Annotated in this window: 9 protein-coding genes; 6 read left to right on the forward strand and 3 right to left on the reverse strand. The window is 56.8% G+C overall.

Annotation, left to right across the window (positions count from 1 at the left end; all coding sequences use genetic code 11):
* Nucleotides 1–75: 75 nt before the first annotated feature.
* From ACOYNV_RS05240 to ACOYNV_RS05265, 6 genes are read left to right on the forward strand one after another with little or no spacing between them, the layout of a single operon-like run.
* Nucleotides 76–942 (forward strand): 3-hydroxyacyl-CoA dehydrogenase family protein, encoded by an 867-nt coding sequence (locus tag ACOYNV_RS05240; RefSeq protein WP_422898697.1) that lies wholly within the window; start codon nucleotides 76–78, stop codon nucleotides 940–942.
* 24 nt (nucleotides 943–966) lie between these two features.
* Nucleotides 967–1,218, forward strand: coding sequence for an acyl carrier protein (locus ACOYNV_RS05245; protein WP_422898698.1), 252 nt, complete (start codon nucleotides 967–969; stop codon nucleotides 1,216–1,218).
* 9 nt (nucleotides 1,219–1,227) lie between these two features.
* Nucleotides 1,228–2,412: an acyl-CoA dehydrogenase family protein gene (locus ACOYNV_RS05250; RefSeq protein ID WP_422898699.1), complete on the forward strand. Its 1,185-nt coding sequence runs from the start codon at nucleotides 1,228–1,230 to the stop codon at nucleotides 2,410–2,412.
* On the forward strand, nucleotides 2,409–3,488 hold the full coding sequence (locus ACOYNV_RS05255) for an HAD-IIIC family phosphatase (protein ID WP_422898700.1): 1,080 nt from the start codon (nucleotides 2,409–2,411) through the stop codon (nucleotides 3,486–3,488). Before ACOYNV_RS05250 ends, ACOYNV_RS05255 begins: the two co-directional genes overlap by 4 nt.
* The gene (locus ACOYNV_RS05260; protein WP_422898701.1) at nucleotides 3,485–4,663 is read left to right on the forward strand and encodes a hypothetical protein; all 1,179 of its coding nucleotides are present in this window, start codon (nucleotides 3,485–3,487) and stop codon (nucleotides 4,661–4,663) included. Before ACOYNV_RS05255 ends, ACOYNV_RS05260 begins: the two co-directional genes overlap by 4 nt.
* 23 nt (nucleotides 4,664–4,686) lie before the next feature.
* Nucleotides 4,687–9,975, forward strand: coding sequence for an amino acid adenylation domain-containing protein (locus ACOYNV_RS05265; RefSeq protein ID WP_422898702.1), 5,289 nt, complete (start codon nucleotides 4,687–4,689; stop codon nucleotides 9,973–9,975).
* 13 nt (nucleotides 9,976–9,988) lie between these two features.
* Here ACOYNV_RS05265 and mrtJ read toward each other — a convergent pair whose 3' ends face one another.
* From mrtJ to ACOYNV_RS05280, 3 genes are all read right to left on the reverse strand, one after another.
* The gene (gene mrtJ / locus ACOYNV_RS05270) at nucleotides 9,989–10,324 is read right to left on the reverse strand and encodes a JDVT-CTERM system glutamic-type intramembrane protease MrtJ (protein WP_422898703.1); all 336 of its coding nucleotides are present in this window, start codon (nucleotides 10,322–10,324) and stop codon (nucleotides 9,989–9,991) included.
* Nucleotides 10,325–10,409: 85 nt separating this feature from the next.
* Nucleotides 10,410–12,098 (reverse strand): TolC family protein, encoded by a 1,689-nt coding sequence (locus tag ACOYNV_RS05275; RefSeq protein ID WP_422898704.1) that lies wholly within the window; start codon nucleotides 12,096–12,098, stop codon nucleotides 10,410–10,412.
* A 29-nt stretch (nucleotides 12,099–12,127) separates the two neighbouring features.
* Nucleotides 12,128–14,050, reverse strand: coding sequence for a JDVT-CTERM domain-containing protein (locus tag ACOYNV_RS05280; RefSeq protein ID WP_422898705.1), 1,923 nt, complete (start codon nucleotides 14,048–14,050; stop codon nucleotides 12,128–12,130).
* Nucleotides 14,051–14,090: the final 40 nt, after the last annotated feature.

The following is a 14,090-nucleotide window of genomic DNA, read 5'->3' on the forward strand; positions in this document are numbered from 1 at the left end:
TCCCATGGATCAAGCGCAAGCAGCTATCATTTTTACATCATGGAAAATAATGGGAAGACAAGTTAAGGAACAATCATGTCAGAACTGAAAGGTGATCTCATCGGCGTCATTGGCGCTGGCGTCATGGGCGGTGGGGTGGCGCAGAATCTTGCGCAAAGCGGATTTCGCGTGGTGTTGATCGACATTGCCGAGCAGGCTCTTGAACGGGCGCGGTCCGATATCCGCAACAATGTGCGATTCCAGGCCTTTGGCAAAAAAGACAAAAGCCAGGCCGACGACCCGCAGGTGGTTCTGGAGCGTATCACGTTCACCACCGACTACGCGCCCTTGGCCGAGGCGGCCTATGTGATCGAGAATGTGGTCGAGAAGTGGGAAGCCAAGGCAACGGTCTATCCCCGGCTGGAGGCTGTGTGCCCGCCGCACACGGTGTATGCCGTGGATACCTCGTGCTATTCGATCACCCGCGTTGCGGCCCTGACGGCGCGGCCAGACAAGGTCATTGGCATCCATTTCATGAATCCGGTGCCGATGAAGCCCACCGTGGAAGTCATTCGCGGCTGGCACACCTCGACGGACACCATCGCGGTAACCAACACCCTGCTGGCGCGCATGGGCAAGAACAGTGTGCTGGTCAACGATTCACCCGGCTTTGTCTCCAACCGCATCTTGATGCTGACGGTCAACGAAGCAGCCTTTACGGTGCAAGACCAGGTAGCCAATGCCCAGGAGGTTGACGAAATTTTCAAGAAGTGTTTTGGCCACAAGATGGGGCCGCTGGAAACTGCCGATCTGATTGGTCTGGATACCATCCTGTATTCCATTGAAGTGCTGCACGAAAGTTTTGCCGACAGCAAATACCGGCCGTGCCCACTATTGAAAAAAATGGTGGATGCAGGATTGCTTGGGCGTAAGAGCGGCCAAGGCTTTTACAAATACAAATAAACACAAGTGATAAAAGGAATCGTCATGAATTTGGAAACTGTTGCTCACAAAACCCGTGAATTTGTCAGCCAATTTCTCAATACCGACACCGTCGATGCGGACGTTGACCTGTTTGCCACAGGCATGGTGAATTCGCTGTTCGCGATGCAACTTGTGCTGTTCGTTGAAAAAAACTTTGGCATGGCAGTCGCCAATGAAGACCTCGACTTTGAGAACTTCAAATCGATCAACGCCATCATTGCCTTTGTAGGGCGCAAGCTGAGCTTAAGCGCCTGAGGAATTACCATGCATATCGAGCTGAGCGACGCGCAACACCAGGCGCAACGCGGATTTCGTACCTTTGTGGATCAATACGTCGCCCCTTTTGCTGAGGAGCACGACCGTCAGCAGGCCATGCCGCAAGTGCTGATCCAGCAGGTTGTGGATGCGGGCTATCTGGCTGGCATCATTCCGGTTGAATACGGCGGCACCGGCATGGACACCGTGACTTGGGGCTTACTGTGCGAGGAAATTGGCCGTGGTAGTGCATCGTTGCTGTCCTTGTTCACGGTGCACGGCATGGTGGCGCAGGCTGTGCTGAAGTGGGGTACCGATAGCCAGCGGCAGAAATGGTTGCCGAAACTCGCCAGCGGCGAGTTGATCGGGGCCTTTGGTCTGACCGAACCCAACGTTGGCAGCGATGCCGGCAGCATCGAAACGACAGCGGTCGCGCAAGCCGACGGCAGCTGGCGTATCGACGGACAAAAACGCTGGATTTCATTTGGTCACAGCGCCAATTTATTCCTGATCCTGGCCAAGGCCGAAGGCAAGGCGGTGGCGTTCCTGGTAGAACGCGGCACAGAGGGTTTTTCGACCGAACCGATCACCGGTATGCTCGGTTTTCGTTCAGCCAATATCGCCGATGTGTATCTGCGTGGTTGCAGAGTGCCGAACGACCATTTGGTCGGACGCGTTGGTTTTGGTTTCTCGCATGTAGCCGGTACGGCGCTCGATCATGGTCGCTACTGCATTGCCTGGGGCTGTCTGGGCTTAAGTCAGGCAGCTCTGGAGGCATGTCTGGACTACACCAGCAAGCGCACGCAGTTCGGGGCTTTGCTCAAGACGCACCAACTGATTCAGGAAATGGTTGCCGACATGTTCACGCAAATTCGCGCGGGTCGTATGTTGTGCTACCGCGCGGCTTACCTGAAGGCGCAGGGCGATCCGAACCTGATCATGGAAACCTCGATGGCCAAGTATTTCACATCGCGCTTATCGGTCAAAGTGGCGCTGGACGCGGTGCAAATCCATGGGGCTAATGGGTGTTCCGATGCCTATCCGGTGCAGCGGTACCTGCGCGATGCCAAGGTCATGGAAATCATCGAAGGCAGCAATCAAATGCAGCAGATCATCATTTCGAAATATGGTTATCAGGATCATATGAGCCAGCGCCGTGCAGCGCGCGAAGCCGCAGCTGGTGGCGTGCAATGAGTTGGGTGGCAAGCGAACAAGCGGCCGTCGTGCAAGCAGAACGGGCCCAACGCAGCATCAAATGTGTTGTCTGGGATCTCGACAACACGCTGTGGCAGGGCACCTTGTTGGAAGGCGGTGTGGGTGCCGTGCAACCTGGCGTGGTAGATGTGGTGCGCGAACTTGACCGGCGTGGCATCCTTCAGTCGATTGCGTCCAAAAACGACCATGCAGCGGCTATGGCGCAGTTGCAGGCGTTTGGGCTGGATGCGCTCTTTCTTTATCCACAGATCCACTGGGGCGCCAAGTCTGGCTCGATCGAGCGCATCGCCAAAGACATCAACATTGGACTCGATGCCGTTGCCTTCATCGACGACCAACCGTTCGAATGCGAAGAGGTTGCATACACACTGCCCCTAGTGCTGTGTGTGGAGGCCACGGAGATCGGCGAAATTTTGGCGCGGCGCGAATTCACCCCGCGCTTTATCACCGACGATTCAGCCAGACGCCGCGCCATGTACCAGGCTGACATTGTGCGCAAGCAAGTCGAGGAACATTTCGAGGGGCCACAGGACGCTTTTCTGACCAGTTTGGGCATGCGTTTGTCCATTGCCCCGGCACGGGAAGAAGACCTGAAACGTGCCGAGGAATTGACGTTGCGCACCAATCAGCTCAATACCACGGGTTATACGTACTCCTATGACGAACTCGATTTTTTCCGCCAGTCGCCCGATCACTTGCTGCTGATTGCCGGCCTGGAAGACAAGTACGGCACCTATGGCAAGATTGGCCTCGTGTTGATTGAGCGGCGGCACTCCTGGATGGTCAAGCTTTTTTTGATGTCCTGTCGCGTGATGACGCGCGGCGTTGGCACGGTGTTGATTAATTACCTGCGCAACGAGGCGCGTCAAGCGGGGGTACGCCTGCTGGCCGAAATGCTGCCCAACGACCGAAACCGGATGATGTACATGACCTACAAGTTCAACCACTTCCGAGAGCTGGAAAAACAGGGTGATCTGGTCATTTTTGAAAACGACCTGGGGCCGGTTCATGCCTATCCGGCCTACATGGCGCTAGAAATTGCAGGCGCCGGATGAAATCCATCGAACTATTTGACCTGACGCGTGCGCATCCGGCAGCGCGTGGCTTTTCCGGAGCGGTGCTGATTGCAGGGTATATCTACTATGCACCGCTGAACAATGGCCAGTTCCATGGCCGGGTGCTGCGCTTCAACACCGCTTCCGCATTTGACGATCCTGCAGCCTGGGACAGCTTCGATTGTGCGTTGATTCATCCCGCAGCACGCGGTTTTGTCAATGCCCTGACCGACGGTCGGCACGTTTATCTCGTGCCCTATACCAATGGTAAGCACCATGGTCATGTTGTGCGCTACGACATACGCCGGTCGTTTACTGACCCGACCAGTTGGCAGGAGTTCGATGCCACCCAGTTGCATTCCGAATGCCGGGGTTACATCAGCGGCTGCCATGACGGGCGCTACATCTACCTGGCACCGTACCAGTTGGACTGGGGCAGCACCCACGGTCGTATCGTGCGCTTTGACACGACGCAGGATTTTGGGTCGGCGCTAGCGTGGGAAAGTCTTGATGCAACCCGGTTCCACCCGGCAGCGCGCGGGTTTCATTCGGCCTGTGCTGCGGGGGATCATGTGTACTTTATCCCGTATCTGCTGACTGGCAAGCAGTACAACGGCTGCTTGATGCGTTATGACCGCCGCCTGCCGTGGGATGATCCGCAAGCCTGGCAACATATTGATCTGGCCACACTTGATGCGGGCTGTCTGGGCTATGTCGGAGCCGTTACCTATGAAGGGCGGTTGTACCTGGCACCGTATCTCGACGGCGTGGATCGGCATGGGCGTGTGGTCTGCCTTGATCTAACGCGTGATTGGAGTGATCGACAGGCCTGGTCTGTCTTTGACTGTGCCCAGGTCGATGCGGGCAGCCGTGGTTTTTTTGGCGCAATTTGTGCCGCGCAGCAGCTTTACCTGATTCCGCATTGCCGTGGCATTGGCCAGTACCACGGACAGTTAACCCGTTGCGATCTGTCGCGTGGCTTTACCCATCTGGCCAGTTGGTCCACTTGTGATTTGGCCTTGGTACATCCCGACCTGCGCGGTTTTATGGGTGGCGTGATCGATGGCGGATGGCTCTATCTGCCACCGTTTGAAACCGACGCTGGTCAACACAGTGGGCTCGCTGTCCGTGTGCGCCTGGATTGCCCTGAAATCTGGCACCCTCACCAAGCCTAAGCAATTAACCGGAGCATTGCATCATGGATGTCCCCCCCCCACCAGCCGGTCGTGCCGATCGCTCTGCCGTTGACGCGGTTTTGCGCGGATTCATGGCCAAGGCCTTGCCTACCGCACCGACCGAGGCCGACATGCACATCCCGTTTCTCGAAATGGGTGCCAATTCATTGGTGCTCATGGAAGTACAGCGTGCGGTCGAAGCCAATTACGGGATCACGGTGTCGATTCCGCAGTTCTTTGAGGAACTGACGACCATGGACGCATTGGCGGCCTACATTGTCAAAAACCAGGTGGTACCCGCCAGCACCAACGCACCAGCGCCGAGCGTCCCATTGTCACCCGCTGCGGCAGCGCTGCCTCTGCCCGATGTCACCGCCTGGAACCAGGGCAGCACCGCTTTGGGCAGTGCTACCAGCGGTGAACTGGAATCGTTGCTGACCCAGCAAATCCAAACTGCCGCACGGGCCATTAACCAGGTGGTTGCCCAGCAATTGCAATTCTTGGGTGAAATGGGGCTGAGCCCCGCCAAACCTGCCAATGCAGCTACTACCATAGCAAACAAGCCGGCCACTGCGGTTGATCCCCCGGTCGAACCGGTCAAGGCGGCTTCCAAGCCTGCATCGGCGGTGGTGGCGCACCGCATGCTCTCGCCGCTCGAAATTCGCGCGCGTGGTTTGAGTGAACAGCAGAGCCGACATCTGGAAGAACTCATCTCGCTTTACACGTCCCGCACCCGACGATCCAAAGAATTGACAGCGCGCTTTCGCCCGGTTCTGGCCGACAGCCGTGCGGCGGTGGGATTTCGCTTCACCACCAAGGAGATGCTGTACCCGATCACCGGTGCCAAGGCGCGCGGAGCCCGCATTTGGGATGTGGATGGTAACGAATACATCGACATTACCATGGGGCAGGGGGTGACGCTGTTTGGCCACCATCCGGACTTTGTTGAAGCAGCACTGGCTGATCCGGATAACGATACTTTGCTGCTGGGCCCACGTCCGCCGCAGGCGGGTGAGGCAGCCGAGCTCATTTGTGAATTAACCGGCCTGGAGCGGGCCACGTTTACCAACAGCGGTACCGAAGCGGTGATGGCAGCCTTGCGGCTGGCACGTGCGACGACCAAACGCAACAAAATCGTGTTATTCGACAATGCCTACCACGGCCATTCGGACAATGTGATGGGGCGACCCGTCTGGCAGGATGGTGTCTTGTCCAGTGCACCCGTTGCACCTGGCATTACGCAGGGAGCGGTGGATGATCTGCTGTTGCTGGAATATGGCAGCGACGAGGCCCTGGCTTACATTCGCAAACACGGTGCCGAACTGGCTGCGGTGGTGGTGGAGCCGATACAAAGTCGTCGCCCCGACCTGCAACCCGTCGCGTTTCTCAAGACTTTGCGCCAGATTACTGAGGCGAGTGGCACGGCGCTGATTTTCGATGAAATGATTACGGGATTTCGTGTGCATCCGGGCGGGGCGCAGGCTCTGTTTGGTGTTCAGGCTGACATCGCCACCTATGGCAAGGTCATTGCCGGTGGTCTGCCGATCGGCGTTGTGGCTGGTAAGGCGCGCTTCATGGACGCCATCGATGGCGGTGCCTGGCAGTTTGGCGATGCCAGCTACCCGATAGCCGATCGCACCATCTTTGGCGGCACCTTTTGCCAACATCCCGCAGCCATGATTGCGACACTGGCTACCTTGCGCTACCTTAAAGCCCAGGGGCCGACGCTACAGCAAGCATTGAATCGCCGCACTGATCGCCTTGCCGCCGAGCTCAATGAATACTTCGATCGTGAGGAAGTGCCGATCCGCGTCGTGCATTTCGGTTCGCAGTTCCGTTTCGCGTTTTCGACGAATCTGGAACTGCTGTTCTACCACATGATGGTTCGGGGTATTTTTATTTGGGAATGGCGCAATTACTTTTTGTCAACGGCACATACCGACGCCGATGTCGACTGCATCATCGAGGCGGTGAAGGCATCGGTGAGTGCCATGCGTGCCGGAGGCTTTTTGTCTCCCCTCAGCCAACCAGCCACAGGCACCGCGCCGCTCGTTCCGCTTTCTACCGCGCAGCGGCAACTGGCCTTGCTGGCGCAATTGTCGCCCGAAGGTTCGATGGCCTACCATGTCAGTCCTATGTTGCGCCTGGACGGCCCGGTGCAACCGGCGGCGTTGACCACTGCGGTACGGGCCCTGATGCGTCGGCACGATGCGTTGCGCTGTGTCATTGCGGGTGACAGTCAGCGTGTTCTGTCACTGGAGGTGCTGGGAGATGTGGGCCTGCGTTACGTTGATCTGTCCACTGCGACCCACTCCGATCAGGCACTGGCTGACGCACTGTGTCAGCATGCCAGTACGCCGTTTGACTTGGCGCGTGGCCCCTTGTTCGAGGTGCATCTGTATGCTTTGGGTACTGATCACCATCGGTTGATGTTGAAAGCACACCACATCATCGCTGATGGATTGTCGATTAACCTGCTGGTGCAGGAACTGCTGGCACTTTATGCTGCGGCGCTCAAAGGGGTGGAGGCGAACCTGCTGTCGCCACGTCAGATTGGCGATTACATTGACTGGCTGCGCCAGGCCAATCTTGAGGCGCAAAAAGCCTATTGGTTGAAGCAGTTATCCGGGGAACTGCCGGTGCTGGAACTCCCCACCGACCGACCTGAACCTCCGGTGCGCAGCTTTGCCGGTGGGCGTTGCAGCTTGCCGGTGCCAGAGGCTTTGCTGGCCCAGCTCAAGGCCCTGAGCCGGGCGCAAAACTGCACGCATTTCATGACGCTGCTGTCGGCCTATGCCTTGTGGCTGCACCGCTTGTGCCAGCAAGAGGAGGTCATTGTCGGCATGCCTGTTGCCGGACGCAAAATGGACGGCGCTGATCGCTTGGTCGGGTATTGCACGCATCTGATTCCGATTCGCAGCAAACTGCAATGGCAGCAAAGCTTTACAAGTTATCTGAAAGGCATGCGCGACACCTTGCTCCAAGGCTACCAGCATGCCGATTACCCCTATGCTGAGTTGATTGAGCAAGCACCATTCAAACAGCGCCGGGGCAATCTGGTACAAGCCGTGTTTAACTTGGATCGACCGGGTGAGGCGCCACAGGCGCCTGGCATCAACGTAGCCTGGCTGACGCAGCCCATTGCCCACACCGTCTTTGCGTTGACCTTGAATCTGACCGAAATCGGCAACGCCATGATTGCTGAGTGCGACTTTAGTCGTGATCTTTTTGACGAGGACACGATTGCACACTATTTGCACCATTTCATGACCTTGCTGCAGGGCATTGTTGACACGCCCGAGCAGCGGGTGGATCGTCTGCCGCTACTGGATGCTGCCGCTTTGCACCAGCAGTTGGTTGTGTGGAATGACACCACCACAGATTACCCGCGTGAGGCTGCCGCGCACCAGTTGTTCGAAGCACAGGCTGCACGCCAACCCGAAGCGGTAGCTGTTCGCTGTGGTGATCAGGCACTGTGCTACGGTGATCTGAACGCCGCAGCCAACCGGTTGGCACACTGGCTGCGTACACAGGGTATCGGGCCAGACGTCGTGGTGGGTGTTTGCCTGGAACGCTCGCCGGAGCTGGTGATTGCGCTGTTGGGCATACTCAAGGCCGGGGGAGCCTATTTGCCACTGGATCCAGCCTATCCGCCACACCGCATCCATTTCATGCTGGCGGACGCTGGGGTTGCGTGGGTGCTGACACAAAACAGCTTGGTGACACGCCTGGCACTTCCCTCGGACGTACGGTCTATACTGACGGATGCGCCGCGCGAATTTTTAACATCCTTCCCGGTCAGCGACCCATCTCCGCTGGCGCAAGCTGCGAACCTAGCCTACCTGATTTATACCTCTGGATCTACCGGCAAGCCCAAGGGTACGCTGATTGAACACCGCAGTTTGGTCAATTACCTGAGTTGGGCGATGCGCCGATACGAGGCCAATCAGGGCGCGGGAGCGCCACTGCATTCATCGATCAGCTTTGATGCCACGATCACCAGCGTGTTTGTGCCACTGATCAGTGGTCGTGAACTGCTGATACTGCCTGAAGGCGGCACCGAAATCGATCACATTCGCGCAGCCTTGCAGTCGGGGCGGCAATGGAGTCTGGTGAAGTTGACACCAGCCCATCTGGAACTGCTCAACGCCATGATCCCGCACGAACAATTGGCTGGATTGACCCGTTTCGTTGTGCTGGGTGGCGAAGCCTTGTTGGAGCGCCATGTTGCGCCGTGGCTGCAGCATGCCCCCCACACCCAGATAATCAACGAATACGGTCCGACCGAAACCGTAGTGGGCTGCTGCGTCTTTCGCGCAGGGGATCCGGTGGACGCTGCTGATGCGACCACGTTACCGACCGTCCCCATTGGGTGCCCCATTGCCAACACGCAGTTGTATGTGCTCGATGGCAATTACCAGCCCGTGCCAGTGGGTGTCAAAGGTGAACTCTACATTGGTGGCGATGGCGTGGCGCGTGGCTACCACCAGCGAGCAGAATTGACGGCAGAGCGTTTTATCAACATTGCCGCCACTGGTTTGGCTGGCCATGCGTTGGCACGCGGCGCTGGCGCACGCCTGTACCGCACCGGCGATGTGGTGCGCTACCTGTCAGACGGCAATCTGGTGTATATTGGACGCACTGATAACCAAGTCAAAGTGCGGGGTTTCCGCATCGAACTGGGCGAGATCGAAAGCGTGCTTGCACATCGGGAGGGTGTACGCGAAGCAGTAGTCCTTGCCCAGCGCCGCTCGGATCAGGACATGCGACTGATCGCCTACGTTGCGCCCGTTGCAGGCGTGGTGCTAGACAGTCGTGATTTGCGCCAGGCGCTGGCCGAAGTGTTGCCGGCGCACATGGTGCCGGGAGCCATCGTTGTGCTGGAGGCGCTGCCACTCAACAACAATGGCAAAGTAGATCGCGCCGCGCTGCCATTGCCAGATAACTTGCGCAACGATGCCAGCGCTGGGTTTGTCGATGCGCGCAACGATGCCGAGCGCAAGATTGCAGCTATCTGGCGTGAACTGTTGGCCGTCGAGCGGGTGGGTGTTGATGATAATTTTTTTGAGCTGGGCGGCCATTCCCTGCTGGTTATTCCGCTGCGAGACCGTTTGCAACAACTGTTTGATCGCAACCTCTCGCCGGTGGAGATTTTCCGTCTGCCAACCGTGGCCACGCAGGCCCGGTTTCTGAGTGCACCCACCCTACCCAACGCCAGTGCTGAGCAAGTGAATGCGGCACGCCAAGCGGCACAACGCCAACGCGACGCGTTCCGGCAGATGAAGGAAAAGCGGCTGAACCGTGGGGGCTGAGGCTGATTGCCGGTCACAACCATATTCCGGCGTTGTAGGTGGCGTGAAGGACGATGCAGGGCACCAAGGTGCCGTATCGTTCACGGCAGTAACCGAAAACCAGGCTGGGAAAGAAGGTTAGCCAAGATAAAACGCCACCCTGTTTTAGCCCGTGCAGGGTGGCAAAAGCCATGGAAGTCAGTGCGTTAGCCCAAGTCAGTGGGGGGAATGGCTGCCGCCGCCCTTTGCGCAGACCTAATAGCCAACTCTGCAATGCCCCTCGGAAGACTATTTCTTCCAGCACAGGGGCCACAAATAGCAGGAGCCAAGCCGGTTGGGTTGTTTGCCAACCCAATCCGTGCCAGAGCATCCAGAACGGTAGCGCCAGAGCGCACAACCAAAAGAATTGCCCGTCGCACCACCACAATGGATATCGGGTGGGCCGGGCTAAACGTTCATTTCGCTGGCAGTGTGACAATGTCGCCTAACTTGACTTGGCTGCTGTCATCAGTTCGTTCAACCAGTGTGGCTGTTTGGTGGCGCACCTCGACGACGACCTTGCCCAGGGTTGCAAGGGCGTTGATTCGGTCAGCCTCGGCGTTGATCCAGTCGCGTTCGATTTCCAATTGCCGAAAAACAGCAGCGAACGTCTGGCTCTTGTCAGTCTGGGCGGCCTTGACCGATTCCTGGTAGGCCTTGGCCGACTGTGTGGCAGCCTGTACCGTGTTGAGTGTTCCGCTCACCTTGTCAGCCAGACCCTTGAGATCCACCTCAACCTTGCGGATGGTGCCATCCAGGGATATCTTGTTCTTCATTTTATTGAGTGTGGCCTGGGTGATGCGTCCCTTGGCGGCTGTCTTGTCCAGTATCCAGTTCATTTGCAAACCGATCGTGGTGCCCAAGTGGCCGCTAGGGCTATTGGCTGCACTCCAGATATTGGAGAGACTGCCATTGCTGCCATTGCCAAAGTTTGCCCGCTGTTGGTGCAGGGCAGCGATCACGTTCAACTCGGGCTTGGCGTAGTCGGTCATCCACATCAGAAATTCGTCAGCAGCCTTGTCTTCCAGTTTCAGGGCCTGAATGTCCAGGCGGGAACTCAATGCCCTGTCGTGCCAGGCCTTGGCATCCACCAGGCTGGTATTGATGCTGTTGGGATCGGGTGGCGCATCGGTGGCATCGCCCATGGATACAGCCTTGCTCAGAGGTACACCAATGGCATTCGCCAAATTGGCCCGGCTCTGATCCAGGTCTGTTTTGGCGTTGGTCAGATCCTTGCGTTTTTCTTTCATAAAACCGTCGATGCGGTTAAGGTCAGTGGCAAATTGGGTGCGTACACCGGCCGGGTTGGGCATGCCATTGATGACTTCGTCAACTTTTGCAACCCAACGCTCGACACGTTCTACCGATTCCTTGCGCAACTGGTATTTGCTGACGGCAGCCTGATTGTCCCAATAGGCATAGACGGCATTGGCCAGCGTGCTGGAGATGGCATGGTTCATATTGGCCATGGCAGCTTCATATCTGAGCTTTTTGGACTCGTAGTCACCTATGGCCTCGGCCAAGTCACCGCGGCCCCAGAGTGGCACACGAATGACGAACTTGAGTACGCCGGCGGTGACCGGGAAGTAATCATTGATGCTGGCACCCATGCCGCCATTATTGAGTGCTGCGACGGCAGCACTGGCGTTGAGCCGGTCTTTTTCGGCATCGCGCTGGCTAAAGCTGACCCCCAGTTCGGTGTAGATACCGTTGGTAAATATATTTTTCAGTGCCAGATTGAAGTCCTCGGTGCGAATGTTGTCGGGCAGAAAGGACGGACTGGGCACTGCTCCACCCGTCAGGCTGGCCAAGCTGAGGCTTTCAAGCTCCTTTGGATAGCCAAAACCGCCAGAGTTGGTGTTGGTATAGGAGGACTCGATCTTGGGGCCAAACAGTTTGTGGGCAATATCCACGTCTGCGCCCTTGAGCTTGACATCGATACCGGCAGTCATGATCTGCGGCGAGTTCTTAATGGTAAGGGCTGTGATCTCGTTAAGGCCAATGGCGAGGGCATTGCCAGCGAAGATGAGAGGGGCCGCCAAGGCCAGACTGATGGACAAGGTCTTGCGGTAAAACGGAATGGAGTGGTTGAGACTGGTTTTCATTGGGTCACCTATGTTCAATGGGGAAAGCCTCAGGAAGCGCGACGACGCTTGATTCCCAGCCAGGCTGCGGCCAGGAAAGCGAGGATGGGCAGGGTCGGATCCTTGCTATCACCGTTACCGATCGAGCAACCACTGCCTGTGCCAGCACCGTCGTACTTCTTCACATATTCCGCACCATAGGTTTTCTGAGCAGCCAGCACCAACGCATCTATTTCGGCTGACATGGCATCAGGTAGCACACCCGCAACAGGGCATTTGAAGGCAATTCCTTCCAAAGCACAGGGCGAGTCCTTGTATTTGGTGACCAAAGCGGCCTTATATTGGTTGGCAAAACTCAGCGGGTCGTTGATGTTGGCTTTTTTGGCCTGGTTGTAGAGCATCGTAAAGACTTTTTCTTGCGCCGAATTTTCAACCTGGGCCAGCAAACTGCCGCTCAATCCGACATTGGTAGCAGCCGTGCTGGCCTTGTTGCTGTCGCTCAACGTTGCGCCATCGAGCCAGTGCAGGGTGTTGAGCACGAATTGCTGGTTGGGGCCTGCCAAGACATTGCTAAAGCCCATTTGTGAGCGCATGTCGGCAGCAATTTGGGCCGTGAACATGCCGGCCTCGCCAAATAGCACGACCTTGCCGGTACCACGGGTAATGGCCGCGCCTTGCAAGTAGCCGTTGCAATCAGTCCGGGGGGCCGTGTTGGCAGTGGACAAGAAGCCTGCGGTGTATTTCGGCATCTTTTGGTTGGTCAGTGCTTCAGTAACCATGTTATTTTCCGAGTCACTGCTGTCAACACCAAAATAAGCATCTTGGGCCGGGGGCAGGAGGCTGTAAGTGCCTTCGCCAAGCTGCATGAGGGGTGCGCAGGTCTGGCCGGAAGTTTCAGCGTACTTGAAGCTTTGGCCCGTAAAACTGGTGGCGTAGGGAATGGACTCAGCAGGGAAACCAGCGCGCCCCCGGGTGATGGGGTGATCGGCTAGCCAGCCGTCACCATAGGCATAACCTTTGCTGATGGTGTTGGGCCGATTACCAGACCAAAAGAGCAGCGAGTTGACCTCGGCACCCAAGGCAACCATGACCTGGCGCACGACATCAACCAGGTCATCCTTTACTGTGCGTGGCGATACCGCACCGGTCTTGGCGTTGGTAACGGTACCACCAGCCGGCGAAGGATCAGTGCTCTTAACCACCTGGCGCATGATACGCTGGGCCAACTCGTTGTTAAAGAGCTTGGACAAGAAAACATCGTTATAGTTTGGATCGAAGTTGTAGCCGTTGTCCTGGGTAAAGCCAAACGCCGCACCCAGATCGGCTACAGAGCCAGGAAAGGGATAGTGGTCGGCAATCAGCATGAGTGAACCTCCGGAGCTGACCCAATTTTTGATGGCTGCGATTTCGTCTGGGGTGTACGCGCTATAAATGGGGTCAACCCAGTTGGTTTCAGGAGTGTCACTCAGGTGCAAGGGGTTGGCAATGACCAGAACCTTCTTGCCACACAGTGTGCCACCATCGCACACGCCGTCGTTGTTGGCATCAACCCAGGTAAAGGTGGTTCTGAGGGCATCGACAGCGTAGCCGTCATTCTCCAGTAACTTGGCAAAGGCAATGTAGCGCTTTGCATCCCCATCCTTGGATGATGTGGGATTTTTATCATCTATCCGATGGAAGTTGTAATGACCCTGGTCAATCCAGACCGTGACACCTTTCGATGGCGCGGTGGCGTTACCATTGAAAAATTTCGAGGCGCCATAGTACATCCAGCAGGCATCATTTTGTTGGCCGGATTTGCCGGATTTGGTGGTGTAGTTGGTCAGGCATTGGTCGTAATTGGTGGTTCCTGCCATCCAGGATTCGTAAAAATCGCCGTAAAGGATGTCCGCATGGCCCAGGATCGGCACACTAAGCGCCAGCGTAGAGGCAACGGCCAAGTGTTTAAAACGAAATTTCTTCTCTGTTTTCATCAAGGCTTCCTTATCGGGATAAAAAATGATTCAAAATCGA

The sequence above is a fragment of the Propionivibrio sp. genome (assembly GCF_049316945.1).
Lineage (GTDB): Bacteria > Pseudomonadota > Gammaproteobacteria > Burkholderiales > Rhodocyclaceae > Propionivibrio.

What these genes read in the sequence shown, in the direction of transcription:
- ACOYNV_RS05240 (WP_422898697.1), top strand. Translation starts at nt 76, where the DNA reads ATGTCAGAACTGAAAGGTGATCTCATCGGCGTCATTGGCGCTGGCGTC.
- ACOYNV_RS05245 (WP_422898698.1), top strand. Translation starts at nt 967, where the DNA reads ATGAATTTGGAAACTGTTGCTCACAAAACCCGTGAATTTGTCAGCCAA.
- ACOYNV_RS05250 (WP_422898699.1), top strand. Translation starts at nt 1,228, where the DNA reads ATGCATATCGAGCTGAGCGACGCGCAACACCAGGCGCAACGCGGATTT.
- ACOYNV_RS05255 (WP_422898700.1), top strand. Translation starts at nt 2,409, where the DNA reads ATGAGTTGGGTGGCAAGCGAACAAGCGGCCGTCGTGCAAGCAGAACGG.
- ACOYNV_RS05260 (WP_422898701.1), top strand. Translation starts at nt 3,485, where the DNA reads ATGAAATCCATCGAACTATTTGACCTGACGCGTGCGCATCCGGCAGCG.
- ACOYNV_RS05265 (WP_422898702.1), top strand. Translation starts at nt 4,687, where the DNA reads ATGGATGTCCCCCCCCCACCAGCCGGTCGTGCCGATCGCTCTGCCGTT.
- mrtJ (WP_422898703.1), bottom strand. Translation starts at nt 10,324, where the DNA reads ATGCTCTGGCACGGATTGGGTTGGCAAACAACCCAACCGGCTTGGCTC.
- ACOYNV_RS05275 (WP_422898704.1), bottom strand. Translation starts at nt 12,098, where the DNA reads ATGAAAACCAGTCTCAACCACTCCATTCCGTTTTACCGCAAGACCTTG.
- ACOYNV_RS05280 (WP_422898705.1), bottom strand. Translation starts at nt 14,050, where the DNA reads ATGAAAACAGAGAAGAAATTTCGTTTTAAACACTTGGCCGTTGCCTCT.